The organism is Luteimonas sp. e5 (genome assembly GCF_054031035.1).
The window spans coordinates 613,534-638,204 of the sequence record NZ_JBSTRX010000001.1 but is presented as its reverse complement, the minus strand read 5'-3'; the positions used below and the strand labels follow the sequence as shown (position 1 = coordinate 638,204).

21 protein-coding genes are annotated in these 24,671 nt (G+C 66.0%); 11 read left to right on the top strand and 10 right to left on the bottom strand.

Annotation, left to right across the window (positions count from 1 at the left end; translation table 11 throughout):
• Positions 1 to 127: 127 nt before the first annotated feature.
• Positions 128 to 751 carry an outer membrane lipoprotein chaperone LolA gene (gene lolA, locus ACW11F_RS03100; RefSeq protein WP_456995448.1) on the bottom strand — a complete coding sequence of 208 codons (624 nt, stop codon included), beginning with the start codon at positions 749 to 751 and terminating at the stop codon, positions 128 to 130.
• Positions 752 to 859: 108 nt separating this feature from the next.
• Positions 860 to 3,217, bottom strand: a complete 2,358-nt coding sequence (locus ACW11F_RS03095; protein ID WP_456995447.1) for a DNA translocase FtsK — start codon at positions 3,215 to 3,217, stop codon at positions 860 to 862.
• Positions 3,218 to 3,433: 216 nt separating this feature from the next.
• Between ACW11F_RS03095 and trxB the strand changes: the two genes are divergently transcribed.
• The 5 genes from trxB (at position 3,434) to infA (ending at position 7,950) form a co-directional block, all read left to right on the top strand.
• Positions 3,434 to 4,393 carry a thioredoxin-disulfide reductase gene (gene trxB, locus ACW11F_RS03090; RefSeq protein WP_456995446.1) on the top strand — a complete coding sequence of 320 codons (960 nt, stop codon included), beginning with the start codon at positions 3,434 to 3,436 and terminating at the stop codon, positions 4,391 to 4,393.
• Between the two features lie 44 nt (positions 4,394 to 4,437).
• A complete protein-coding gene (locus ACW11F_RS03085) occupies positions 4,438 to 5,712 on the top strand; it encodes a DUF445 domain-containing protein (RefSeq protein WP_456995445.1) in 1,275 nt (424 codons plus the stop codon).
• Positions 5,713 to 5,747: 35 nt separating this feature from the next.
• Entirely contained in the window at positions 5,748 to 6,911 is a 1,164-nt protein-coding gene (locus ACW11F_RS03080) for a GNAT family N-acetyltransferase (protein ID WP_456995876.1), read from the top strand.
• Positions 6,908 to 7,648, top strand: a complete 741-nt coding sequence (gene aat, locus ACW11F_RS03075) for a leucyl/phenylalanyl-tRNA--protein transferase (protein WP_456995444.1) — start codon at positions 6,908 to 6,910, stop codon at positions 7,646 to 7,648. Before ACW11F_RS03080 ends, aat begins: the two co-directional genes overlap by 4 nt.
• A gap of 83 nt (positions 7,649 to 7,731) precedes the next feature.
• Positions 7,732 to 7,950 carry a translation initiation factor IF-1 gene (gene infA, locus ACW11F_RS03070; RefSeq protein ID WP_028839405.1) on the top strand — a complete coding sequence of 73 codons (219 nt, stop codon included), beginning with the start codon at positions 7,732 to 7,734 and terminating at the stop codon, positions 7,948 to 7,950.
• Between the two features lie 109 nt (positions 7,951 to 8,059).
• Here the strand turns inward: infA and clpA are convergent, their stop codons facing one another.
• Positions 8,060 to 10,351, bottom strand: coding sequence for an ATP-dependent Clp protease ATP-binding subunit ClpA (gene clpA, locus ACW11F_RS03065; RefSeq protein WP_456995443.1), 2,292 nt, complete (start codon positions 10,349 to 10,351; stop codon positions 8,060 to 8,062).
• 45 nt (positions 10,352 to 10,396) lie between these two features.
• Positions 10,397 to 10,759, bottom strand: a complete 363-nt coding sequence (gene clpS, locus ACW11F_RS03060) for an ATP-dependent Clp protease adapter ClpS (protein ID WP_456995442.1) — start codon at positions 10,757 to 10,759, stop codon at positions 10,397 to 10,399.
• Positions 10,760 to 10,842: 83 nt separating this feature from the next.
• On the opposite strand from clpS, the gene ACW11F_RS03055 reads away from it, so the two are divergent.
• From ACW11F_RS03055 to hflD, 4 genes are read left to right on the top strand one after another with little or no spacing between them, the layout of a single operon-like run.
• Positions 10,843 to 11,346, top strand: coding sequence for a hypothetical protein (locus tag ACW11F_RS03055; RefSeq protein WP_456995441.1), 504 nt, complete (start codon positions 10,843 to 10,845; stop codon positions 11,344 to 11,346).
• Positions 11,347 to 11,826, top strand: a complete 480-nt coding sequence (locus tag ACW11F_RS03050; RefSeq protein WP_456995440.1) for an NUDIX hydrolase — start codon at positions 11,347 to 11,349, stop codon at positions 11,824 to 11,826.
• A complete protein-coding gene (mnmA, locus tag ACW11F_RS03045) occupies positions 11,823 to 12,971 on the top strand; it encodes a tRNA 2-thiouridine(34) synthase MnmA (protein WP_456995439.1) in 1,149 nt (382 codons plus the stop codon). The genes ACW11F_RS03050 and mnmA overlap by 4 nt, the downstream gene beginning before the upstream one ends.
• Positions 12,968 to 13,591, top strand: a complete 624-nt coding sequence (gene hflD, locus ACW11F_RS03040) for a high frequency lysogenization protein HflD (RefSeq protein WP_456995438.1) — start codon at positions 12,968 to 12,970, stop codon at positions 13,589 to 13,591. The genes mnmA and hflD overlap by 4 nt, the downstream gene beginning before the upstream one ends.
• Before the next feature lie 27 nt (positions 13,592 to 13,618).
• Here hflD and ACW11F_RS03035 read toward each other — a convergent pair whose 3' ends face one another.
• From ACW11F_RS03035 to ACW11F_RS03020, 4 genes are all read right to left on the bottom strand, one after another.
• On the bottom strand, positions 13,619 to 14,017 hold the full coding sequence (locus ACW11F_RS03035) for a bacteriohemerythrin (RefSeq protein ID WP_456995437.1): 399 nt from the start codon (positions 14,015 to 14,017) through the stop codon (positions 13,619 to 13,621).
• 162 nt (positions 14,018 to 14,179) lie between these two features.
• Positions 14,180 to 16,786, bottom strand: coding sequence for a bifunctional aconitate hydratase 2/2-methylisocitrate dehydratase (acnB, locus tag ACW11F_RS03030; protein ID WP_456995436.1), 2,607 nt, complete (start codon positions 16,784 to 16,786; stop codon positions 14,180 to 14,182).
• Between the two features lie 33 nt (positions 16,787 to 16,819).
• Positions 16,820 to 17,227, bottom strand: coding sequence for a type II toxin-antitoxin system VapC family toxin (locus tag ACW11F_RS03025; RefSeq protein ID WP_456995435.1), 408 nt, complete (start codon positions 17,225 to 17,227; stop codon positions 16,820 to 16,822).
• On the bottom strand, positions 17,224 to 17,472 hold the full coding sequence (locus ACW11F_RS03020) for an AbrB/MazE/SpoVT family DNA-binding domain-containing protein (protein WP_456995434.1): 249 nt from the start codon (positions 17,470 to 17,472) through the stop codon (positions 17,224 to 17,226). Before ACW11F_RS03020 ends, ACW11F_RS03025 begins: the two co-directional genes overlap by 4 nt.
• Positions 17,473 to 17,660: 188 nt before the next feature.
• Here ACW11F_RS03020 and acnA point away from each other — a divergent pair, with 188 nt between their 5' ends.
• Positions 17,661 to 20,420 (top strand): aconitate hydratase AcnA, encoded by a 2,760-nt coding sequence (gene acnA, locus ACW11F_RS03015; RefSeq protein WP_456995433.1) that lies wholly within the window; start codon positions 17,661 to 17,663, stop codon positions 20,418 to 20,420.
• A gap of 108 nt (positions 20,421 to 20,528) precedes the next feature.
• On the opposite strand, the gene ACW11F_RS03010 is transcribed toward acnA, so the two are convergent.
• Positions 20,529 to 20,975 carry a nuclear transport factor 2 family protein gene (locus ACW11F_RS03010; RefSeq protein WP_456995432.1) on the bottom strand — a complete coding sequence of 149 codons (447 nt, stop codon included), beginning with the start codon at positions 20,973 to 20,975 and terminating at the stop codon, positions 20,529 to 20,531.
• Positions 20,976 to 21,184: 209 nt separating this feature from the next.
• On the opposite strand from ACW11F_RS03010, the gene ACW11F_RS03005 reads away from it, so the two are divergent.
• The gene (locus tag ACW11F_RS03005) at positions 21,185 to 22,855 is read left to right on the top strand and encodes an AMP-binding protein (RefSeq protein ID WP_456995431.1); all 1,671 of its coding nucleotides are present in this window, start codon (positions 21,185 to 21,187) and stop codon (positions 22,853 to 22,855) included.
• A gap of 283 nt (positions 22,856 to 23,138) precedes the next feature.
• Here the strand turns inward: ACW11F_RS03005 and lysS are convergent, their stop codons facing one another.
• The gene (gene lysS, locus ACW11F_RS03000) at positions 23,139 to 24,647 is read right to left on the bottom strand and encodes a lysine--tRNA ligase (protein ID WP_456995430.1); all 1,509 of its coding nucleotides are present in this window, start codon (positions 24,645 to 24,647) and stop codon (positions 23,139 to 23,141) included.
• Positions 24,648 to 24,671: the final 24 nt, after the last annotated feature.

Below are 24,671 nucleotides of genomic sequence, written 5' to 3'. Positions count from 1 at the left end.
TGGTGTTGCATCGAGTCTCGGCGGCAGCTCGTCTAGGAGGCGTGAGCGCAAGCCGCTGGGGCTGAACCCCGATGCAACAAGGGCGGCCTAAGCCGCCCCTGGGGTCAATCCACGTGCGCGATGGCGCTCACTGGCCGATCACGTCCACGCCCTTGGGCGGGGTGAAGCGGAATTGCGAAGCGGCGATGCGGGTATTGCGCTTCCAGGTGCCGAAGTTCATTTCCGTGCGCTGGCCCAGGCCATCGGTGATCACCACCTTGGCCAGGCCGCGCTGGTTGAAGCCCAGCCGCGCCTCGTCGAAGCTGGCGCCGGCCTGCGCCTTGGGCGTCAGCTGCAGCCAGTGCATGCCGTTCTCGCTGCCGGCTTCGGCCACGTTGAATTGACGATCCAGCCGGCTGCGGTCGATCAGTGCCGCCAGCGGGCTGGATTCCTCTTCCGCCCCCTGCGGCCGACGGCTGACCTGTTCCAGATCCGGCTCGTAGATCCACACGCTGCTGCCATCGGCGACGATCAGCTGCTGGTACGGACTGACGTACTGCCAGCGGAACAGGTTGGGCGCGGACATCGACACCTTGCCCGAGGACGATTCCTTGAGTCGTCCCTTCTGGTCGAACACCTGCTGGGTGAAGCCGCCTTCGAGCGACTTGAGCCCGGCGGTGAAGGCATCGAGCTGGGCGCGGGCCTCCTGGCCGAAGGCCATCGGGCTGGCGGCCGCGAGGGCCATGGCAAGGACGGTGATGCGGGTTTTCATGCGGCTCTCCCGGAACGTCTGGGGCGATGGCTCGAGTCTGCGATGAGGATGATGAATGGGGGATTGAAAGCGGCTCTGCCCGCCTCGCCCGTTCAGCCTGGAGGCGGCTCAGTCGCGCGGCGGTGGCGGCGCCAGCACGGTGCGGTCGCCATTGTGCTCCGGCGGCGACACCACGCCCGCGGCCTCCATCGCTTCGACCAGCCGGGCGGCACGGTTGTAGCCGACCTTGAGCCGTCGCTGCACGCTGGAAATCGAAGCGCGCCGGGTTTCGGTGACCACACGCACCGCCTCGTCATACAACGGGTCGGATTCGTCGCCCGAGGCGGCTGGCGCTTCGGGCAGGCCGGTGGCGCCGATCACGGTGCCATCGTGCATGGTCTGCACTTCTTCCAGCACACCCTCGATGTATTCCGGCTCCCCTGCCCCGGCCTTGAGGTGCTCGACCACGCGGTGCACCTCGTCATCGCTGACGAAGGCGCCATGCACGCGTTCGGGCATCGAGGTGCCCGGTGGCATGTACAGCATGTCGCCGTGGCCGAGCAGGGTTTCCGCGCCGCCCTGGTCGAGGATGGTGCGTGAGTCGATCTTGCTGGAAACCTGGAACGCGATGCGGGTCGGGATGTTGGCCTTGATCAGGCCGGTGATCACGTCCACCGAGGGGCGCTGGGTGGCAAGGATCAGATGGATGCCGGCGGCACGCGCCTTCTGCGCCAGGCGGGCGATGAGTTCCTCGACCTTCTTGCCGACGATCATCATCATGTCGGCGAATTCGTCGATGAACACCACGATGTACGGCAGCGGCTCCAGCGGCTGTGGCGCTTCGTCGGGCACTCCCGAGGGCTTGAACAGCGGGTCGAGGATCGGCTGGCCGCTGTCGGCGGCCTCGCGCACCTTCTTGTTGAACCCGGCCAGGTTGCGCACGCCGACCGCGCTCATCAGCTTGTAGCGGCGCTCCATCTCGACCACGCACCAGCGCAGGCCGTTGGCGGCTTCCGCCATGTCGGTGACCACCGGCGCCAGCAGATGCGGGATGCCCTCGTAGACGCTCAATTCGAGCATCTTCGGGTCGATCATCAACATGCGCACGTCCTTGGGGCTGGCCTTGTACAGCAGCGACAGCACCATCGCGTTGATCGCCACCGACTTGCCCGAGCCGGTGGTGCCGGCCACCAGCAGGTGCGGCATGCGTGCGAGGTCGGCCACCGTGGGTCGTCCGGCGATGTCCTTGCCCAAAGCCAGGGTCAGTGCACTGCCGGCCTTGTCGTACTCGCGCGAGCGCAGCAACTCTGAGAGGTAGATCATCTCGCGGCTGGTATTGGGGATTTCCAGTCCGATCACCGACTTGCCGGGAATCACGTCGACCACGCGCACCGATTTCACCGACAGGCCGCGGGCGATGTCCTTGTCCAGCGAGGCAATCTGGCTGACCTTGACTCCCGGAGCGGGATCGATTTCGAAACGGGTGATGACCGGGCCCGGATAGGCACCGACCACCTGCGTTTCGATGCGGAAATCCCGCAGCTTGAACTCGATTTGCCGGCTCAGTGCCTCCAGCGTCTTCTCGTCATAGCCCTTCGGCTGCGGCTTGGGATCGTCCAGCAGCGCCAGCGGCGGCAAAGCGCCCGGCTCGCCACCACTGAACAGCGGAATCTGCTGGTCGCGCTTGGCGCGTTCGCTCTTCTCCACCACCGGCGCCGCGGGCGGCTCGATCTTCACCGGCTCGCGGCGGGCACGCAATTGGCTGTCGATCTTGCGCGCTTCGTTGCGTTGCTCGCGCAGATTGCGCGCTTCGTTCCAGTCCGCTGCCTGCTTCTGTCCGCGACGCATCAGCTCGGGCAGTTTCAGCACCTGCGCGCCGATCCAGTCCATCACCGCGAACCACGACAGGCCAGTCGCCAGGGTCACCGCGATCATCAGCAGGGCCAGCAGGAACAGATGTCCGCCCATCGGCCCGAACAGCCGGCTCAGCGAATCGCCGACCAGGCGGCCGAGGATGCCGCCGCCGCCGGCGGAGAAGTCGGCAACCTGCGGGAAATGCAGCTGCAGCAGGCCGACGCTGGCGATAAGAAAGGCGAACAGGCCGAGCAGGCGCAGCGCGGGGCCGAGATCGGCCTGGCCGTCGCCGTCAGTGTCCATCTTGAACAGGGCAATCCACGCCACCGCGCCGAGCAGGAACGGCAGCACGAAGGCGACATAGCCGCACAGATAGATCAGCATGTCGGCCAGCCATGCGCCGACCGGGCCACCGAAATTGTGCAGCGGCGCGGTCACGCTGCCGGCACGCGACCAGCCCGGATCCTGCGGCGAATAGCTGATCAGCGCGGCCAGCAGGTAGAGCAGGAACGGCGCCAGCGCGATCATGATCAGATCGCGCATCAGCTGCGTGCGACGCGGGTTGGCCGCGCGCGCGGCCTTGGCGGTACTGCGGCTGCGCCGCTTGCGGATATCCGGCTTGGGGATTGCCACCGTGTGGTTTTACCTTAAGTGAATCTTGTAATTTGTTGATTATAAACAACTTCGCTGCGAGTTCCATTGCGCCATGCCGCTGCAGTGCAGGAAACGGGCTGGCGTCATGCCCTGCCCGGCCACCCGACCACGCACAGGCGGCGATACCCGCCCGATCCGCTCCGCGCCGTACACTATGAGGCTTCGTTCTCCCGCAACGGTTGAAGTATAGCCACCATGACCAGCCCCACTCCCAAGCATTGTCGCCTGCTCATCCTCGGTTCCGGTCCGGCCGGCTGGACCGCCGCGGTGTATGCCGCGCGTGCCAACCTCAAGCCGGTGGTGATCACCGGCATGGCCATCGGCGGTCAATTGATGACCACCACCGAGGTGGACAACTGGCCCGGAGATGCCCACGGCTTGATGGGCCCGGCGCTGATGGAGCGCATGCAGGCGCATGCCGAGCGCTTCGATACCGAGGTGGTGATCGACCAGATCCACACCGCGGACCTGTCGCAGCGTCCGTTCCGGCTCAAGGGCGATGCCGGCGAATACACCGCCGACGCACTGGTCATCGCCACCGGCGCCACCGCCAAGTACCTCGGCCTGCCCTCGGAAGAGCACTACAAGGGCCGCGGCGTGTCCGCCTGCGCCACCTGCGACGGCTTTTTCTACAAGGACAAGGAGGTGGCGGTGATCGGCGGCGGCAATACCGCGGTCGAGGAGGCCCTGTACCTGTCCAACCTCGCCAGCAAGGTGTACCTGGTGCACCGCCGCGACACCCTGCGCGCGGAAAAGATCATGCAGGACAAGCTGTTCGCCAAGGTCGAGGCCGGCAAGATCGTGCCGATCTGGCATCACACGGTCGAGGAAGTGCTCGGCGACGAGGCCGGCGTCACCGGCCTGCGCCTGCAATCGACGCAGGACGGCGGCAGCCGGGAAATCGCCGTGCACGGCATGTTCGTCGCCATCGGCCACCACCCCAACACGCAGATCTTCGATGGCCAGCTGAAGATGGATCACGGCTATCTGGAAATCCGCTCCGGTCTGGAAGGCAATGCCACCATGACCTCGGTGCCGGGCGTGTTCGCCGCCGGCGACGTGACCGACCAGCATTATCGCCAGGCGATCACCTCGGCAGGCTTCGGCTGCATGGCCGCGCTGGACGCCGAGCGCTGGCTGGAGTCGCAGGGCTGAGCAATGACGCGGGCTGAACCTGCCCGCAGGCATGCTGCGGGCCGATGAACCATCAGCACCGCATCCGCCGCCTGAAACGGATGAAGGCGATCGCGCTGGGCTTCCTGCTCGGCGCGGTGGCGCTGCTGGTGCTGGCGCAATGGCATGGCCGCGAAGGCGCGTGGGCCTGGGTGGCGGCGTTCGCCGAGGCCGCCACCATCGGCGCGTTGGCCGACTGGTTCGCGGTGGTGGCGCTGTTCCGCCACCCGCTGGGTCTGCCGATCCCGCATACCGCGATCATTCCCAACAACAAGGCGCGCCTGGCCGACGCGCTGGGCGAGTTTCTGGTCAACAACTTCCTGTCGCGCGAGCAATTGCTCAGACGTCTGGATGCGTGGAACCCGGCGCGGCACTTGGGCGAGTTCCTCGGCGATGCTGAGCGCCGTGACCAGCTTGCCCGGCAATTGCAGGGCTGGGCCGCGGAATCGATGAAGTCGCTGGATTCGCCGGTGCTCGAACGCGAAGTGCTGGCGCTGGTGCACCGGCAACTGCTGCGATGGGACGCCGCCTCCACCGCCGCACGCCTGACCCGCGCGCTGACCGGCGGCCAGCATCACCAGAAGGTGCTCAACGCCGGCCTTGAGCAGATCGCGCAGTGGCTGGACAAGCCCGAGGTGCGCGCCTTCATCACCGACAAGCTGGTGGCGATGGCGCGGCGCGAATTCCCCAAGATCACCTGGCTGACCGACAAGCTCAACTACACCGACGAGCTGGGCGTGGCGCTGTCGGAAAAGCTGGCGCGGGCGATCCTGGAAGAAGTGCAGGCGGTGCTGAACACCCCCGAGCACCCGCTGCGCCAGCGTTACAGCCGCGAAGCGATGCGCCTGCTGGAACGGCTGGAAGACGATGCCGAGTTCCGTGCCCAGGTCGATGCCTGGAAGCAGCGTTTCGTGCACAGCCCGCTGGTGCAGGACTATGCGCGCGACCTGTGGACGCGGATGCTCGCGTGGCTGCACGCGGATCTGGCCAGCGCCGATTCGCGCACCTTCGCCTATTTCCGCAGCTATGCCGAACGTCTTGGCCGCCGCCTGCGCGAAGACCCGGTGTGGCAGCAGGCGGCCAACGCGCAAATGCGCATCGCCGCCGAGCACCTGGCCGAACAGTTGCGCAAGGTCGCGCCGGGCTATATCCGCCAGACCGTGGAAGCCTGGGATACCCGCGAGATGGTGCGCGAGATCGAGATCTCGGTCGGCCGCGACCTGCAGTTCATCCGCCTCAACGGCACCATGATCGGCGGCCTTGCCGGCCTGCTGCTGCACGCCCTGCTGCGCCTGCTGTGAGCGCCGCCGACCCACTCGACGCGCCCGCAAATGACCTGAGGCTGCGCCTGCTCGGGAACATCGCCGAGGTGCCGGCCGCGCAATGGGATGCGTTGCACGATGGCAACAACCCGTTCCTTGCCCATGCCTTTCTCGATGCGCTGGAAGCCAGCGGCAGCCTGCGCGAGGACTGGGGCTGGACGCCGCATCACCTGCTGCTTTGCCACGGCGACACGTTGCTGGCCGCAGCGCCGATGTACCTCAAGGCCAATTCGCATGGCGAGTTCGTGTTCGACCATGCCTGGGCACGGGCCTATGCCGAACACGGGCTGGACTACTACCCGAAATGGCTGTGCGCGGTGCCCTACTCGCCGGTCACCGGCCCGCGCCTGCTCGCGTCCGACCTTGCCCTGCGTGCATTGCTGGCGCAGGCGATGACGCGACTTGCCGGGCAGCAGGCGCTGTCCTCGGTGCACGTCAACTTCCATGCCGAGGCCGAGGATGCCGCCTTCGGTGACGACTGGATGTTGCGCGAGGACGTGCAGTACCACTGGCACAACGCAGCCGGATGGCACTGCTTCGATGACTTCCTCGCCGCCATGGACCACAAGCATCGCAAGAACATCCGCGCCGAGCGGCGCAAGGTGGCGCAGGCCGGCGTGCGCTTCCGCCACCTGCACGGTGACGAGGCGAGTGACGAGGAGCTTGCCGCGATGCACCGCTTCTACCTGCGCACCTTTGCCGAGTACGGCAATTCGCCGGCGTTGACCCTGGAGTTCCTGCGGCGGCTGGCACGCTCGATGCCGCGCAATCTGTTGCTGATCCTTGCCGAGATGGAAGGTCGCACCGTTGCCGGCGCGCTGTTCCTGCGCGGCGGCGATCGCCTGTACGGGCGCTACTGGGGCAGTGATCTGCGGCTGCCGGGGCTGCATTTCGAAACCTGCTACTACCAGGCCATCGATTACTGCCTGAGCCATGGGCTGCACCATTTCGAGCCGGGTGCACAGGGCGAGCACAAGCTGGCCCGCGGCTTCCTGCCGCGAATCGTGCGCAGCCGGCACTGGATCGCCGATCCGCGCTTCCGCCCCGCCCTGGCAGCCTGGTGCGCCGAGGAACGCGGCGCGGTGCGGCGTTACGCCGGACATCTGGCCGGGCGCTCGCCATTCAAGGCGGATGCCGACCCGCTTGCGGTCGATGCGGCTGGCACGCCGCCGTCATGAACATTGCCCTGCCCTGGTTGCCGGATGATCCGGCCGCGCCGTTCCCGTCCGTGCAGCAGGCGCTGCGACGGCCCAACGGACTGCTCGCGGTCGGCGGTGATCTCTCGCCCGTGCGCCTGCTCAATGCCTATGCGCATGGCGTGTTCCCGTGGTTTTCCGAGGGCGAGCCGATCCTGTGGTGGTCGCCGAATCCGCGCATGGTGCTGCCCAGCGACGGCATCCGCCTGTCCACCCGCTTCCGCCGCCGCTTGCGCTCCAGTCGCTGGCGGCTGCGCGCCGATACCGCCTTCGACGCGGTGATCGCCGCCTGCGCCGAAGCGCCGCGCCCTGGCCAGGACGGCACCTGGATCAGCGCGCAGATGCGCGATGCCTATTCGCGCCTGCATGCGCTCGGCCATGCCCATTCGCTGGAAGTGTTCGATGGCGAACGCCTGGTCGGGGGCATCTACGGCGTGGCGATCGGCCGCATGTTCTTCGGCGAGTCGATGTTCTCGGCCGAATCCGGCGGCTCCAAGGTGGCGCTGGCGGGCCTCGGCCGCTGGTTGCAGCGACAGGGCATGCCGTTGATCGATGCGCAGGTGGAAAACCCGCATCTGCTGTCGATGGGCGGCGGCACGATGCCGCGCGAGGCCTTCATCGGCGAGGTGCGGCGACTGTGCGCCTTGCCCGGGCCACAGGGCCCCTGGCGTGCCGCGTTCGACGAGATGCCGGCTTCGGAGCTTGCCAACCCGGCCTGAACACGCGCGCGCATTTTGCTTGTGGCTGTCCGCAAGCGGTACAATATCCCGTTACCGCGCGCAACGCGCTTGAAGAAGTGGTTATGGCAAAAGACGACGTCATCGAGTTCGAAGGGACCATCAGCGAAACCCTTCCCAACACCATGTTCCGGGTGAAGCTCGAGAACGGGCACGAGATCATTGCGCACATTTCCGGGCGCATGCGCAAGAATTACATCCGCATCCTGACCGGTGACCGGGTCAAGGTGGAAATGACGCCCTACGACCTGACCAAGGGCCGCATCACCTACCGCCACCGCTGAGGTTGGCGCGAGCGCACTGCACGGTGCGGCTCAGCGCACATCCCGCACACTGAAAAAGGCGACCCTCGGGCCGCCTTTTTCGTTCCTGCAAGGCCGCACCGCGCGGGCCTCAATCCTGCTCCGCCAGCGCCGGCTCGGCCGGGCTGGACGCGGCCGGTTGCACGTCCAGACGCAGGGCATCGTCCACCACCTCCACCTGCACGTGACCGCCCTCGCTCAGCTCGCCGAACAGCAGTTCGTCGGCCAGCGGGCGCTTGATCTGTTCCTGGATCACGCGAGCCATCGGGCGCGCGCCCATCTGCGGATCGAAGCCGTGGCGTGCCAGCCATTCGCGCGCCTCGCTGCTCGCAGTCAGGGTGACCTGCTTGTCCTGCAGCTGGGTTTCCAGCTCGATCATGAACTTGTCCACCACGCGCAGGATGTGCTCCATCGCCAGCGGCTGGAACTGCACCACCGCGTCCAGGCGGTTGCGGAACTCCGGCGTGAACGACTTGCGGATGACTTCCATCGCGTCGGTGCTGTGGTCCTGGCGGGTGAAACCGATGCTGCGTCGCGAGGCCAGCGTGGCGCCCGCATTGGTGGTCATCACCAGGATCACGTTGCGGAAGTTGGCTTCGCGGCCATTGGTATCGGTCAGCACGCCGCGATCCATCACCTGCAGCAGGATGTTGAAGATGTCCGGATGCGCCTTTTCCACTTCGTCCAGCAGCAGCACGCAGTGCGGGGTCTTGACCACCTTCTCGGTCAGCAGGCCGCCCTGGTCGAAGCCGACGTAACCCGGCGGCGCGCCGATCAGTCGGCTGATCGAGTGCGGCTCCATGTATTCGCTCATGTCGAAGCGCACCAGCTCGATGCCCAGCTGCATCGCCAGCTGGCGGGTGACTTCGGTCTTGCCCACGCCGGTGGGGCCGGCGAACAGGAAGCTGCCGATCGGCTTGTCCGGGTTGGCCAGCCCCGAGCGCGCCAGCTTGATCGCCCCGGCCAGGGTTTCGATCGCCGGATCCTGACCGAAGATCACCATCTTCAGGTTGCGCTCCAGGTGCTGCAGCACGTCCTTGTCCGAATGGCTGACCTGCTTGGCCGGGATGCGCGCCATCTTCGCCACGATGGTCTGGATTTCCTCGACGTCGATCAGCGACTTGCGCTGGTCTTCCTCCAGCAGGCGCTGGCGTGCGCCGGCCTCGTCGATCACGTCGATCGCCTTGTCCGGCAGCAGGCGGTCGTGGATGTGCTTGACCGAGAGATCGACCGCGGCCTGGATCGCGTCATCCGCATAGCGCACCGCATGGTGCTCCTCGTACTTGGGCTTGAGCCCGCGCAGGATCTCCACCGCCTCGCCGACGGTCGGCTCGGTGACGTCGATCTTCTGGAAGCGGCGCGCCAGCGCGCGGTCCTTCTCGAAGATGCCGCGGTATTCCTGGAACGTGGTCGAGCCGATGCAACGCAACTCGCCCGAGGCCAGCATCGGCTTGATCAGGTTGCTGGCATCCATCGCTCCGCCCGAAGCCGAGCCGGCACCGATGATGGTGTGGATTTCGTCGATGAACAGGATCGAATGCGGAACCTCGCCCAGCCGCTTGAGCACCGCCTTCAGGCGCTTTTCGAAATCGCCGCGGTACTTGGTGCCGGCGACCAGCGCACCGAGGTCAAGCGAATAGATCGTCGCATCGGCCAGCACCTGCGGCACCTCGCCATCGACGATGCGCTTGGCCAGACCCTCGGCCAGCGCGGTCTTGCCCACACCGGCTTCGCCCACGTACAGCGGGTTGTTCTTGCGTCGGCGGCACAGCACCTGGATGGTGCGCTCGATTTCCTCGCCGCGGCCGACCAGCGGGTCGATGCGGCCCTCGCGCGCGGCGGCGTTGAGATCGGTGGTGTATTCGGCCAGCGGATCGCCCTTGCCGGATTCGCCGCCAGCTTCCTCGCTGCCCTCGCCCGCCACCGGCTGCGCGGCAGCCTCGCCATCGGCCAGCTTGGAAATGCCGTGCGAGATGTAGTTGACGACATCGAGCCGGGTCACGTCCTGCTGGCCGAGGAAATACGCCGCCAGCGAGTCCTTCTCGCCGAAGATCGCCACCAGCACATTGGCCCCGGTGACTTCCTTGCGCCCGGAAGCCTGCACGTTGTAGACCGCGCGCTGCAGCACGCGCTGGAAACCGATGGTCGGCTGGGTATCGCGGCCATCGTCCTCGGCCAGCACGTTGACCGACTCGGCAATACCCTGTTCGAGGTCGGCACGCAGGCGGTCGCGGTCGGCACCGCAGGCATGCAGCACTTCCTGCGCCGCAGGGTCGTCCAGCAGCGCCAGCAGCAGATGTTCCACGGTCATGTACTCATGCCGTGCCTGGCGGGCCAGCTGGTAGGAACGATGGATCGAGTGTTCGAGATCCCTGGAAAACATGGGCATGCCCCAAAAAGCGGTACTGCAACCGTTATGGGGTCGAGATTAGGCCTTTTCCATCGTGCATAGAAGCGGATGTTGGTGCATGCGCGAGAATTCGTTCACCTGCGCGACCTTGGATTCGGCCACTTCACGGGTGAACACGCCGCATACGCCGCGCCCGCGGGTGTGGATGTGCAGCATGACCTGGGTGGCCTGCTCTTCGCCCATGGCGAAGAATTGCATCAGCACCTCGACTACGAAATCCATCGGGGTGTAATCGTCATTGAGCAGCAGAACGGTGTACAGCGGCGGTCGCGCGAGGCGCGGCCTGGCCACTTCCACTGCCACGCCATGACCTTCCTCGTGCGCGGGATGCTCATCACCCGGCAGGGCACCGTGCAGCCGGACGCAAGGATGCGGATTCATCCCCTCATTATAGATCGCGCAACGATGGACGCCTGCCGCCGCCGCAATCGATAATGGCCGGCAACCCCTCACCGGAGCACTCGATGAATACCTATATGCGCTGCATTGTCGGGCTGTTGCTTGGCGTGGCTGTGGCACTGCCCGCAGTGGCCAGCCAGGATGACGCCAAGTCCGGCGCCGATCCCGCCATCGCCGCCCAGTTGAAAGTGCTCGATTACAAGCACCAGGTGGATGACGATGGCGACTACCGCCTGGTGTTCAGCGTGGACGACGCAGGTGAACGCACGCAGCTGGTATTCATACGCTCCGCCGTCGAGAAGTTCATGGACTACCAGGTGCGTGAAATCTGGTCGCCCGGTTACCGGCTGGTCGACGGCGAGCTGCCGGCCGCGGTGGGCCGGCGCCTGCTCGAGGCCAGCTGGATGGACAAGCTTGGCGGCTGGAGCATCAGTCAGGGCCACGCGATCTATGTCATCCGCATCCCGGCCGATGCCGACAAGGCGGTACTGGAGGCCGCCCTTGCCGCAGCGGTGGCTTCGGCCGATGCGATCGAGGCCGAGCTGACCCCCGGCAAGGATGAGTTCTGAGTGAGCTACCGCGAAGGACGTTTCTGGCAGCCGGATGTGACCGTCGCCACCGTGGTGGTGCGTGATGGTCGCCTGCTGTGCGTCGAGGAGAAGGCCGGCGGGCAGCTGGTGATCAACCAGCCCGCCGGACACCTCGAGCCCGACGAGAGCCTGCAGCAGGCCGCCGTGCGCGAGGCGCGCGAGGAGACCGGCTGGGACGTGCGCCTGACCGGCTTTGTCGGTGCCTACCAGTGGCGTGCACCGCTCAACCCGGACGGCAGCGGGGGGCGACATTACCTGCGCTTCACTTTCTGCGGCGAGCCCGAGGGCTTCGATGCGGAGCGCGAGCTGGATACCGGCATCGTGCGTGCGCTATGGCTGAGTCCGGAAGAACTGAAGGCCGAAGCGGCGCGCCACCGCAGCCCGCTGGTATGGCAGGTGGTCGAGGACTGGCTGTGCGGACACCAGCATCCGCTGGATCTGGTGCGGCAATTGGCGTGAAGCCGGCACGCACCATCGTCGGCATGTCCGGCGGCGTGGATTCGTCGGTCGCCGCGCTGCTGTTGCAGCAGGCCGGTGAGCCGATCGCCGGCCTGTTCATGCACAACTGGGCCGATGACGGCAGTGGCGAATGCCGCGCCGAGGAGGACCGGCGTGACGCGGTCGCGGTGTGTGGCCGCCTCGGCATCCCGATCCACTTCCGCGACTTCTCGCAGGAATACTGGGATGGCGTGTTCCGCCATTTCCTCGACGAATACGCCGCCGGGCGCACGCCGAATCCCGATGTGCTGTGCAATCGCGAGATCAAGTTCAAGCATTTTCTCGATGCCGCGCAGGAGCTGGGCGCGCAGTTCATCGCCACCGGGCACTACGCCCGGCGTGACGAGCAGGATGGACGCCAGCGCCTGCTGCGCGGCGTGGACCGGGACAAGGACCAGAGCTACTTCCTGCACCAGCTCGGCCAGCAGCAATTGGCGGCCACGCGCTTTCCGCTGGGAGATCTGCCCAAGTCGCGGGTGCGCGCGTTGGCCGCCGAAGCCGGCTTCGCGACCGCGGAAAAGAAGGATTCGACCGGCATCTGCTTCATCGGCGAGCGCGATTTCAAGACCTTCCTCGCCCAGTACCTGCCGATGCAGCCGGGTGAGATCCGCGACCCGCAAGGCGTCGTGCTCGGCGAGCACGACGGCGTGTTCTTCCATACCCTCGGTCAGCGCGGTGGCCTCGCCATCGGCGGCGTGCGTGGCCGTGCCGCGGCGCCCTGGTACGTGGTGGGCAAGGATGTGGCGCGCAACGTGTTGATCGTCGACCAGGGCGCGGACAGCCCATGGCTGTACTCCACTCGCCTGCTCTCCGAGCCGATGCACTGGATCGCCGACAGTGCGCCGGCAGCGCAATTCGAGTGCACCGCGCAGACCCGCTATCGCCAGCACGAGGAGCCCTGCCAGGTCAGCGTGCGTGCCGATGGCAGCGTGCTGGTGGAGTTTGCGCGAGCGCAACGCGCGGTCACGCCGGGGCAATCGCTGGTGCTCTATCGTGGCGATGAATGTCTGGGCGGTGCGGTCATCGCAAGCTGCGATGCGCCGTTGCAACGCCCCCACTTCCAGGCCCTGCTTCAAACCCCGCAAGGAGTCTCCGCAAGCGAATGAATGCGCAATCGATGCCACAACGCGTGATGCCACTGGCCGGCCTGGTGCTGGCCCTGCAGGAGGTGCGTCACCTCGCCGAGAACGGCCGCGTCGATCAGCGCCGCCTGCAGACCGCGATCGACAGCGTGTTCCGTACCGATGCCGCTTCCGTTGCCGATGTCTATGGCGGTGTCGAACCGCTGGCCGATGGCCTGCGTGCGCTCAATGGTTACCTTGGCGGTGCCGCACCCGATGCGCAGGTGCCCAAACTGACCTTGGCGCTGATGCAGTTGGAGCGGCATTTCGACCGTGCGCCGGATGCAGTGGACGGTGTGCGCGATGCCATCGAGCGGCTGGCGACGCATGCACGCACGGATGGCTCCACCCATCCCGACATCCTGCGCGAGCTGGGCGCGATCTATGCGCGCCATCTGAGCCCGCTCAAGCCCAAGGTGATGATCCAGGGCAATCCGCACTACCTCGGCCGCGAGGATGTGGTGGCGGAAATCCGCGCCCTGCTGCTGGCCGGACTGCGCTCGGTGGTGTTGTGGCGGCAGATGGGTGGCAGCCAGTGGGACCTGCTGCTCAAGCGCCGCGACATGCGCCGCGCGATTGCCGAGCTGCTGGCGACGGTGGAGTGAGTCCGCCGCGCCGGCAGCGGCAGTGGCTCAGAAGCCCTTGGCCTTGACCGTCTCGACGTAGGCCATGTCGTTGATGCGGATATGGGTGAACAGCCAGCCCTCGAGCAGGTTGAGCAGCTCCTCCGCAGTGTCCTTGCCGGCGGCATGATCGGCGAACAGCTTGCTGACCTTGTCCACGAACCGTTCATGCACGCCCTTGTGGGTCTCGGTCAGCTCGTAACCGGCTTCGACCAGCATCGCCTCTTCCTCGGCGAAATGGGTGGCCGTGTAATTGACCAGGCCTTCCATCACTTCCAGCACTTCGGCGCGATCCCCGGTTTGCTGCACGTCATGCAATTGGTTGATGTATTCGACGATTTTCTTGTGCTGCGTATCGATTTTCTCGATGCCGGTGTCGAGATCCGGTGTCCAGACCAGCAGTGCCATGTATCCCCCCTATCCGTATTCAGCAACCCTCAGTGTAGCCGCAATGGATGAACGCGTGGCTGCGGTGCTTGCCGCGGTCGCGCCCCTGATGTCGGCAGACGCCAGCAAACGCACACGCCCCGCAAAGGCGGGGCGTGTGGGGGCCAAGCCGGGTGCGCCCGATCAGGCGGCCTGCACCTTGTCGGCGACTTCGCGGTACTCGGGAATCTGGTCGAAGTTCATGTAGCGGTAGATCTCCTCGCCCTTCTCGTTGACCACGCCGATGTCGGCCAGGTATTCCTCCCGGGTCGGGATGCGGCCAAGGCGCGAGCAGATCGCGGCAAGTTCCGCCGAGCCCAGGTACACGTTGCTGTTGCGGCCCAGGCGGTTGGGGAAGTTGCGGGTGCTGGTGCTCATCACCGTGGCGCCTTCGCGAACCTGCGCCTGGTTGCCCATGCACAGCGAGCAGCCGGGCATTTCCATGCGCGCGCCGGCGGTGCCGAAGGTGGCGTAATGGCCTTCCTTGGTCAGTTCGGCTTCGTCCATCTTGGTCGGCGGGGCGACCCACAGGCGGGTCGGGATGTCGCGCTTGCCTTCCAGCAACTTGGCCGCGGCACGGAAGTGGCCGATGTTGGTCATGCACGAGCCGATGAACACCTCGTCGATCGCGGCACCGGCCACGTCGGACAGGGTCTTGGCATCGTCCGGGTCGTTCGGGCAGCACACGATCGGCTCGACGATCTCGTCCAGGTCGATCTCGATGACCGCCGCGTATTCGGCGTCGGCATCGGCTTCCAGCAACTGCGGGTCGGCCAGCCAGGCTTCCATCTTCTCGATCCGACGCTGCAGCGAACGCGCGTCGGCATAGCCCTCGGCAATCATCCACTTGAGCAGGGTGATGTTGCTGTTGAGGTATTCGATGATCGGTTCCTTGTCCAGCTTCACCGTGCAGCCGGCGGCGGAACGCTCGGCGGAGGCATCGGCCAGTTCGAAGGCCTGTTCCACCTTGAGCTGCGGCAGGCCCTCGATTTCGAGGATGCGGCCGGAGAACACGTTCTTCTTGCCCTGCTTCTCCACCGTCAGCAGGCCCTGCTTGATCGCGTACAGCGGGATCGCGTGGACCAGGTCACGCAGGGTCACGCCCGGCTGCAGCTTGCCCTTGAAGCGCACCAGCACCGATTCGGGCATGTCCAGCGGCATCACCCCGGTGGCGGCGGCAAAGGCCACCAGGCCGGAGCCGGCGGGGAAGGAAATGCCGACCGGGAAGCGGGTATGCGAGTCGCCGCCGGTGCCGACGGTATCCGGCAGCAGCATGCGGTTGAGCCAGCTGTGGATGATGCCGTCGCCCGGACGCAGCGAGATGCCGCCGCGGGTGGAGATGAAGTCCGGCAGGGTGTGGTGGGTCTTGACGTCGACCGGCTTGGGATAGGCCGCGGTGTGGCAGAACGACTGCATCACCAGATCGGCCGAGAAGCCGAGGCAGGCCAGGTCCTTCAGTTCGTCGCGGGTCATCGGCCCGGTGGTGTCCTGCGAACCGACCGAGGTCATCTTCGGCTCGCAATAGGTGCCCGGACGGATGCCCTGCCCTTCCGGCAGGCCGCAGGCGCGGCCGACCATCTTCTGCGCCAGGGTGTAGCCCTTGCCGCTGTCGGCCGGGTTCTGCGGCAGGCGGAACAGGGTCGAAGGTTCCAGCCCCAGCGCTTCACGCGCCTTGGCGGTGAGGCCGCGGCCGATGATCAGCGGGATGCGGCCGCCGGCGCGCACCTCGTCCAGCAGCACGTCGGACTTGAGCTGCGATTCGGCAATCGGCTGGCCGTCCTTGAATGCGGTGACCTTGCCGCTGGCGTGGTCGATCTTCAGTTCCACCACGTCGCCCATGTTCATGTCGGAGACGTCGATTTCCAGCGGCAGCGCGCCGGCGTCTTCCATGGTGTTGTAGAAGATCGGCGCGATCTTGCCGCCCAGGCACACGCCGCCGAAGCGCTTGTTGGGGATGAACGGGATGTCCTCGCCGGTCCACCACAGCACCGAGTTGGTGGCCGACTTGCGGCTGGAGCCGGTGCCGACCACGTCACCGACATAGGCGACCAGGTGGCCCTTTTCCTTGAGCTCGCGGATCAGCTGGATCGGGCCGCGCTTGCCGTCTTCCTCCGGCACGAACGGCGCGTTGTCGCGCTTGTTCTTCAGCATCGCCAGCGCGTGCAGCGGGATGTCCGGGCGCGTGGTCGCATCCGGCGCCGGCGACAGGTCGTCGGTATTGGTTTCGCCCGGCACCTTGAACACGGTGATGGTCAGCGACTCGGGCAGCTCGGGGCGGCTGGTGAACCATTCACCGTCGGCCCAGCTCTGCAGCACCGCCCTGGCGTTGGCGTTGCCGGCATCGGCCTTGGCCTTGACGTCATGGAAGGCGTCGAACATCAGCAGGGTGTGCTTGAGCGCATCGGCGGCCACCGGGCCGAGCTCGGCATCGTCCAGCAGCTCGATCAGCGGCTGGATGTTGTAGCCGCCGAGCATGGTGCCGAGCAGCTCCACCGCCTGCTTGCGCGAGATCAGCGGGGTGGATTCCTTGCCGAAGGCGACCGCGGCCAGATACGACGCCTTGACCATGGCCGCCTCGTCGACGCCGGCCGGCACGCGCTGGCTGAGCAGCTCCAGCAGGAACTCGCCCTCGCCCTGCGGCGGGTTCTTGATCAGCTCGATCAGCGCCGCGGTCTGCTCGGCGTCCAGCGGCAGCGGCGGGATGCCGAGGGCTTCGCGCTCGGCGGCGTGTTGGCGGTAACTGGCAAGCATGGTGTTCTCCTTGGACATGCGGTGTTGCGGGTATCAGGGGCTTGCGGGGCTGATCACTTTCAACCCCTTGAAGTAGTCGCGGTAAAAGCCCGCGTCGCGGGTGATCAGGCCCTTGCACTGCAACAGGGCATGGGCGCCGATCAGAAAATCGGGCACCGCGCGCTCGCGGCGGCCGCCGCGGCTGCGGAATCGCTTGTTCATGTGACCGGCGCGCATGGCCGCGGTATCGCTGATGGCATCGAAGCGGATGCCGGTGCCGGCGAGCACCTCGACCAGGCTGGTCGAGGTATCCAGCATTGCCTGCACTTCGGCCACCACCACTTCGCAGACCACCACTTCGTTGTGCGCCAGCGCGTCGGCGATGCAGCGCTCGGAACTGGCCGAATGCCGCGGATCGTCGATCAGGATGTCCAGCAGCACCGAGGAATCAAGCGCGATCATGGCTCCACCGGATCGTCCGGGGCGCGGCCACGCAGCTCGCGCATGGCCTCGTCGGTGCTGCTCAGGCCATCGACCAGGCGGAACTTGCCGCGCACCTTGCGCAGCGCCTCGCTGACATCCTTGCGCAGCACGATCCTGCCACCATCCAGCTCGACCTTGAGCACGGTGCCCTTGGTCAAGCCCAGCGCGTCACGCACCGGCTTGGGCAGGGTGATCTGGCCGCGTTCGGCAACGATGGCTTCCATGGTGTCGGCCTCAAAAGGTATGCATCAATTATACATACTTGATGACCCATACCCAAGCGGGACTGCGAATTCAGGCAGCCGCGCACGCGCTGCCTTCACCGCGCTGAACACGCTGGCGTAACAGGGCTTGGCGCACACTGGCAGGCATTCGCCACGGCCCGCGCCGGCCCAGCCCAGAGGAGCATGTCATGCAGGATTCCTTCGCCACCCGCGACCGCCTGAACGTCAACGGACGGGAGGTCCATTTCTTCAGCCTGCCCAGGCTGGCCGAGCGTTTCCCCGGGGTCGCCGACCTGCCCTTCTCGATGAAGATCCTGCTGGAAAACCTGCTGCGCCACGAGGATGGCGGGCGCAGCGTGGATGCCGGGCATATCCAGGCGCTGGCCGAATGGCAGCCCGGCTCCGAGTCGCAGACCGAGATCGCCTTCATGCCGGCGCGCGTGGTGCTGCAGGACTTCACCGGCGTTCCCTGCGTGGTCGATCTTGCCGCGATGCGTGATGCGGTCAGGCAGCTCGGCGGCGACCCGGCGCGGATCAACCCGCTGATTCCTTCCGAACTGGTCATCGACCACTCGGTGCAGGTCGACGTGTTCGGCCGCCGTGACGCGCTGGACCTCAACGGGCAGATCGAATTCGAGCGCAACCGCGAGCGCTACGGCTTCCTGCGCTGGGGCCAGAGCGCATTCGAGAACTTCAAGGTGGTGCCGCCGAACACCGGCATCGTGCATCAGGTCAACCTGGAGTACCTGGCGCGGGTGGTGATGCAACGCGAACTCGAGGGCGAGCTGTTCGCCTTCCCCGATACCGTGTTCGGCACCGACAGCCACACCACCATGATCAACGGCCTGGGCGTGCTCGGCTGGGGTGTGGGCGGCATCGAGGCCGAGGCGGCGATGCTGGGCCAGCCCTCTTCCATGCTGATCCCGGAGGTGGTCGGCTTCAAGCTGAGCGGCCGGCTGCCCGAAGGCGCCACCGCCACCGACCTGGTGCTGACCGTGACCCAGATGCTGCGCAAGCATGGCGTGGTCGGCAAGTTCGTCGAATTCTTCGGCGAGGGCCTGCAGCATCTGCCGCTGGCCGACCGCGCCACCATCGCCAACATGTCGCCGGAATACGGCGCCACCTGCGGCATCTTCCCGATCGATGCCGAAGCGTTGAACTACCTGCGCCTGTCCGGCCGCCCGGCCGAGCAGATCGAACTGGTCGAAGCCTATGCCCGCGCGCAGGGCCTGTGGCATGACGCCGACAGTCCCGTGGCGCGCTACAGCGCCGAGTTGCACCTGGACATGGGCAGTGTGCAGCCCTCGCTGGCCGGCCCGCGCCGGCCGCAGGATCGCGTGCTGCTGGCCGACATGCAGCGCAACTTCCGCGACAACGTCGAAAGTTTCACCAGCAACCGCAAGGGCGTGGGCTGCGCGGTGAACGAGCTCGACAGCGAAGGCGGCGACCAGGAACAGGCCGAGCAGCTGGCCGCCAAGCCGATTTCGAAGATCCGCCTCGACGATGGCGAGCACCACCTCAGCGACGGTTCGGTGGTGATCGCCGCGATCACCTCCTGCACCAACACCTCGAACCCGGCGGTGATGATCGGCGCAGGCCTGCTGGCACGCAAGGCCGCCGCCAAGGGGCTCAAGGCCGCGCCGTGGGTGAAGACGTCACTCGGCCCCGGTTCGCTGGTGGTCACCGATTACCTGAAGAAGGCCGGCCTGCTGGACGATCTGGAAAAGCTCGGCTTCTACGTGGTCGGTTATGGCTGCACCACCTGCATCGGCAACTCCGGGCCGCTGCCGCAGGCGGTCAGTGCGGGCATCGCCGAAAACGACCTCGCCGTCGCCGCGGTGCTCTCGGGCAACCGCAACTTCGAGGGCCGCATCCACGCCGAGGTGAAGATGAACTACCTCGCCAGCCCGCCGCTGGTGGTGGCCTATGCCATCGCCGGCAGCGTGGACATCGACCTCACCCGCGAGCCGATCGGCAAGGATGCGGACGGCAACGAGGTGTTCCTGCGCGACATCTGGCCGAGCAACAAGGAAATCGGTGATCTGATCGCATCGACCCTGGGTCCGGAGATGTTCGAGCAAAACTATGCCGACGTGTTCCAGGGCGATACCCGCTGGAACAGCATCGAGGTGCCGCAGGGCCAGTTGTTCGCCTGGAGCGATGATTCCACCTACATCAAGAACCCGCCCTACTTCGACGGCATGACGATGGACGTCGCGGCGATCGAAGACATCAAGGGCGCGCGCATCCTCGGCCTGTTCGGTGATTCCATCACCACCGACCACATCAGCCCGGCCGGCAGCATCAAGCCCGACTCGCCGGCGGGCCGTTACCTGATCTCGCGCGGCGTGCAGCCGGCCGACTTCAACAGCTACGGTTCGCGCCGCGGCAATGACGACGTGATGGTGCGCGGCACCTTCGCCAACATCCGCATCAAGAACCTGATGCTGGACGGCACCGAAGGCGGCTACACGCGGCATTTCGATGCCGATGGCGGCAGCGAGGAACTGGCGATCTACGATGCGGCGATGAAATACAAGGCCGACGGCGTGCCGCTGGTGGTGATGGCCGGCAAGGAATACGGCACCGGCTCCAGCCGCGACTGGGCGGCCAAAGGCACCAACCTGCTCGGGGTCAAGGCGGTGATTGCCGAAAGCTTCGAACGCATCCACCGCTCCAACCTCGTCGGCATGGGCGTGCTGCCGCTGCAGTTCAAGACCGGCGAAAACGCGCAGACCCATGGCCTGGATGGCAGCGAAGTGATCGACATCAGTGGACTCGACGATGGCAAGGCGCGCAGCGCGACCGTCACTGCACGCCGCGGTGATGGCTCGGGCACGAGTTTCGAGGTCGATGTGCTGCTGCTGACGCCGAAGGAAGTCGATTTCTTCCGCCATGGCGGCCTGCTGCAATACGTGCTGCGCGAGCTCGCCGCCGGCACGGCCTGATGCGATTGCCCGCGACTGCCGCCAAGGAGGCGGTCGCGGGCGTGGTGTGGAGTCCGCGATTGAACGGGCCATCCGGCCCGCGTTGTCGTTGCAGCAGTTTGATCGTGGCTATTCGCCGTCGCCGGCCCGCTGCCACTGCGCACTGACCAGGCGCCACTGACCCTTCTGCAATCGCCAGCCACTGTCGAAGCGATACAGCTGGGCCTGTTCCGGCAGCAGACCGCCGCTGCCCCCGCTGACCCAGACCGTGGTGGCGACCCGGGCGCTGTCCTCGCCCTGCATCTCAACGTCCAGCGGCCCGCTGCGCAGCGTGATGTCGCGATGGCGCAGGAACATCGCGGCGGCGAGGCGCCGTGCTTCGCGCCGATCCATGCCGTCCGGACCGACGAAGTTCTCCGCCAACACCTCGTTCAGCGTGCCGGCCTCGCGCGTGGTGATCGCCTCCTGCAACACGGCGACCTGTTGCCGCAGGCGCTGCTCTTCGTCCGGCTTGCGGCAGCCCGCAGCCAGCATGAGCACGCCTGCCGCCAGCAGCGCCATCAACGCCCGTCGCATCATTGCCTCGCATCTCCCGTGGCATCCCTGGAAGCCCGAGTCTGCGTGCTCACCGGCCACTTGGGAAGCCGCATTCGTGCCTGCGATGCTGCAATGCAAGAACGACATGCCTTGCCCTGGCTTGCCGCAACATGCTCCAATCCCTCGGGTATGGTCGCTGTCGTGACCGTGTTTTCCATCCATGTACCGCATACTGAAAGGGGAACCTGATGAGCATTGAACGTCCTTGGCTTGAGCACTATCCCAAAGGCGTTCCCGCCACCATCGACCCGGACAGCTACGACTCGATCAATGCCGTGGTCGGCCGTTCGATCGATCGCTTCCGCGGCCAGACCGCGTTCCATTGCATGGGTCGCGACCTGTCCTATGACGAGCTGGATCGCATGGCCGATCAGTTCGCCTCCTTCCTGCGCAATGACCTGGGCCTGGCCAAGGGCGATCGCGTGGCGATCATGATGCCCAACTGCCTGCAGCAGCCGATCGCCACCTTCGGCGTGCTGCGTGCCGGCCTGACCGTGGTCAACGTCAATCCGCTGTACACCGCGCGCGAGCTGCGCCACCAGCTGATCGATTCGGGCACCACCGCCATCGTCATCATCGACAACTTCGGCCACACCCTGGCCGAGGTGATCAAGGACACCTCGGTCAAGCACGTCGTCACCACCGGCCTTGGCGACCTGCTGGGCGGACTCAAGGGCGCACTGGTCAATTTCGTGGTCAAGCACGTGAAGAAGATGGTACCGGCCTATCACATCGACGGTGCGATCCGTTTCCGCGATGCACTGGCACGCGGCAATCAGGCGCCGCCGCCCAAGGTCGAAGTCAAGGGCGATGACCTCGCCTTCCTGCAGTACACCGGCGGCACCACGGGCGTGGCCAAGGGCGCGATGCTGACCCACCGCAATCTGGTGGCGAACATGATGCAAGCGCGCGCGTGGATCGCCGACAACGCGCAGGACGGCAAGGAAACCATCATCACCGCGCTGCCGCTGTATCACATCTTCGCGCTGACCGCGAACGGTCTGGTGTTCATGGAGCTGGGCGCAAAGAACGTGCTGATCACCAACCCGCGCGACATGCCCGGCTTCGTCAAGGAGCTGAAAAAGCACCGCTTCACCGCGATCACCGGGGTCAATACCCTGTTCAACGGCCTGCTCAACACGCCGGGTTTCGAGCAGGTGGATTTCTCCGCACTGAAGCTCACCCTGGGCGGCGGCATGGCGGTGCAGCGCTCGGTCGCCGAACGCTGGAAGAAGCTGACCGGCTGCACCCTGGCCGAAGCCTACGGCCTGACCGAAACCTCGCCGGCGGTGTGCATCAACCCGCTGGACCTGCCCGAATACAACGGCTCGATCGGCCTGCCGATCCCGTCCACCGACGTGTGCATCAAGGACGAGGATGGCACCACGCTGCCGATGGACGGCGAGGCCGTGGGCGAGCTGTGCGTCAAGGGCCCGCAGGTAATGAAGGGCTACTGGCAGCGCGATGACGAAACCGCCAAGGTCATGGACGCCGAAGGCTGGCTGCACACCGGCGACATGGCGCGGATCGAAGCCACTGGCTACGTCTACATCGTCGACCGCAAGAAGGACATGATCCTGGTCTCCGGCTTCAACGTGTACCCCAACGAAGTCGAAGACGTGCTCTCGGCCATGGCCAAGATCGCCGAAGTCGCCGCCGTCGGCGTCCCCGACGAAAAATCCGGCGAACTGGTCAAGGTGGTCGTGGTCAAGAAAGACCCCTCCCTGACCGAAGACGAAATCAAGGCCTACGCCCGCGAAAACCTCACCGGCTACAAACGCCCCCACTTCGTCGAATTCCGCGACGAACTGCCGAAGACCAATGTGGGGAAGATTTTGCGGCGCGAGTTGCGAGGATGAGGGAGCGAGGAGCGAGGAGTGAGTGCAGAGGAGTGAGGAGTGAGAGAGAGCGGGTGCGGCTTCGTTTAGGTGTGCGGCACTCGTAGCCTCTAGTGGGCTCATGTGCGGGAAGAGCGAGGAGTGAGTGCAGAGAAGTGAGAAGTGAGAGAAAGCAGGGATGTGTCCTGCTTTCAAGCAGAGTGAGAACGGTCGGATTTCATCCGGCGGGTAAGCATTCCAAGTTCGTGTCAGCCAGCCGCGTTGCTGAATCAACCACCTCTCACTCCTCACTCCTCTCCCCTCACTACTCGCCTTTCGGTTTCATATAAGGAAACAACAGCACATCCCGGATCGAACTGCTGCCGGTCAGCAGCATGACCAGGCGGTCGATGCCGATGCCGAGGCCGCCGGTGGGGGGCAGGCCGACTTCCAGTGCGCGGATGTAGTCGGCGTCGTAGTGCATGGCTTCGAGGTCGCCGGAATCCTTGGCGGCGGCCTGGGCGCGGAAGCGGGCGGCCTGGTCTTCGGCGTCGTTCAGTTCGGAGAAGCCGTTGGCCATTTCCTTGCCGCCGATGAACAGCTCGAAGCGGTCGGTGATGCCGGGGGCGTCGTCGGATTCGCGGGCCAGCGGCGAGACTTCGACCGGGTAATGGGTGATGAAGGTCGGCTGGATCAGGCCCTCTTCCACCGTGGCTTCGAAGATTTCCAGCAGCAGCTTGCCCCAGCCCCAGTCCGGCTTGACCGGGATCTTCAGGCGCGCGCAATGCGCGGCCAGCGCGTCGCGGTCGCGGCAGTCGGCGGCGCTGATTTCCGGGTTCAACTCGCGCACCGCGTCTTCCATCTTCCAGCGGCGGAATGCAGGCGCGAGGTCGATCTCGTGGCCATCCCACTCGAAGCGGGTGCGGCCCATCGCGTCCTCGGCGACGTGGCGGATCAGCGCCTCGGTCAGGTTCATGATCTCGCCGTAGGCGACATGCGCCTCGTACAGCTCGAGCATGGTGAACTCGGGGTTGTGGCGGGTGGAGACGCCTTCGTTGCGGAAGTTGCGGTTGATTTCGTAGACCCGCTCGAAACCGCCGACCACCAGCCGCTTCAGGTACAGCTCCGGCGCCACGCGCAGGTACAGGTCCAGATCCAGCGCATTGTGATGGGTGACGAACGGACGCGCGGTGGCACCGCCGGCGATGTAATGCATCATCGGCGTTTCCACTTCCAGGAAACGGCGCGCGTCCAGCCAGCGGCGCATCGCGCTGATGATCCGCGAGCGCGCCAGGAATACCTCGCGCGCTTCGGGATTGACGATCAGATCGACGTAGCGCTGACGATAGCGCTGCTCGACATCGGCCAGCCCGTGCCACTTGTCCGGCAGCGGGCGCAGCGACTTGGTCAGCAGCCGCAGGTTTTCGACGCGCACCGACAGCTCGCCGGTGCGGGTGCGCATCAGCACGCCTTCGGCGGCGACGATGTCGCCCACGTCCCAGCCCTTGAATGCATCGAAGCTCTCGCCCAGTGCGGATGCCTGCAGGAACAGCTGGATGTCGCCGCTGACATCGCGCAGCCGGCCGAACGCGGCCTTGCCCATCAGCCGCTTGGCGACCATGCGCCCGGCGATGGCGACGCGGCGGCCCTGCGCTTCCAGTGCCTCGCCGGTCCATTTCCCGGCGTCGGCGTATTCGGCCTGCAGGTCGCCGGCATAGTCGCTGCGGCGGAAGTCATTGGGGAACGCCGGGCCCTGCGCGCGCAATGCTGCCAGCTTGCCGCGGCGTTCGGCGATCAGGCTGTTTTCGTCTTGGGCGGGTGCGGTATCGGTCATTGTCGGAGACAGATGCAAGGGGGT

Excerpts from the sequence above, each read along its gene's own strand:
- lolA (WP_456995448.1), bottom strand. The coding sequence starts at position 751 with ATGAAAACCCGCATCACCGTCCTTGCCATGGCCCTCGCGGCCGCCAGC.
- trxB (WP_456995446.1), top strand. The coding sequence starts at position 3,434 with ATGACCAGCCCCACTCCCAAGCATTGTCGCCTGCTCATCCTCGGTTCC.
- ACW11F_RS03085 (WP_456995445.1), top strand. The coding sequence starts at position 4,438 with ATGAACCATCAGCACCGCATCCGCCGCCTGAAACGGATGAAGGCGATC.
- aat (WP_456995444.1), top strand. The coding sequence starts at position 6,908 with ATGAACATTGCCCTGCCCTGGTTGCCGGATGATCCGGCCGCGCCGTTC.
- infA (WP_028839405.1), top strand. The coding sequence starts at position 7,732 with ATGGCAAAAGACGACGTCATCGAGTTCGAAGGGACCATCAGCGAAACC.
- clpA (WP_456995443.1), bottom strand. The coding sequence starts at position 10,351 with ATGTTTTCCAGGGATCTCGAACACTCGATCCATCGTTCCTACCAGCTG.
- clpS (WP_456995442.1), bottom strand. The coding sequence starts at position 10,759 with ATGAATCCGCATCCTTGCGTCCGGCTGCACGGTGCCCTGCCGGGTGAT.
- ACW11F_RS03055 (WP_456995441.1), top strand. The coding sequence starts at position 10,843 with ATGAATACCTATATGCGCTGCATTGTCGGGCTGTTGCTTGGCGTGGCT.
- hflD (WP_456995438.1), top strand. The coding sequence starts at position 12,968 with ATGAATGCGCAATCGATGCCACAACGCGTGATGCCACTGGCCGGCCTG.
- ACW11F_RS03035 (WP_456995437.1), bottom strand. The coding sequence starts at position 14,017 with ATGGCACTGCTGGTCTGGACACCGGATCTCGACACCGGCATCGAGAAA.
- acnB (WP_456995436.1), bottom strand. The coding sequence starts at position 16,786 with ATGCTTGCCAGTTACCGCCAACACGCCGCCGAGCGCGAAGCCCTCGGC.
- ACW11F_RS03025 (WP_456995435.1), bottom strand. The coding sequence starts at position 17,227 with ATGATCGCGCTTGATTCCTCGGTGCTGCTGGACATCCTGATCGACGAT.
- ACW11F_RS03020 (WP_456995434.1), bottom strand. The coding sequence starts at position 17,472 with ATGGAAGCCATCGTTGCCGAACGCGGCCAGATCACCCTGCCCAAGCCG.
- acnA (WP_456995433.1), top strand. The coding sequence starts at position 17,661 with ATGCAGGATTCCTTCGCCACCCGCGACCGCCTGAACGTCAACGGACGG.
- ACW11F_RS03010 (WP_456995432.1), bottom strand. The coding sequence starts at position 20,975 with ATGCGACGGGCGTTGATGGCGCTGCTGGCGGCAGGCGTGCTCATGCTG.
- ACW11F_RS03005 (WP_456995431.1), top strand. The coding sequence starts at position 21,185 with ATGAGCATTGAACGTCCTTGGCTTGAGCACTATCCCAAAGGCGTTCCC.
- lysS (WP_456995430.1), bottom strand. The coding sequence starts at position 24,647 with ATGACCGATACCGCACCCGCCCAAGACGAAAACAGCCTGATCGCCGAA.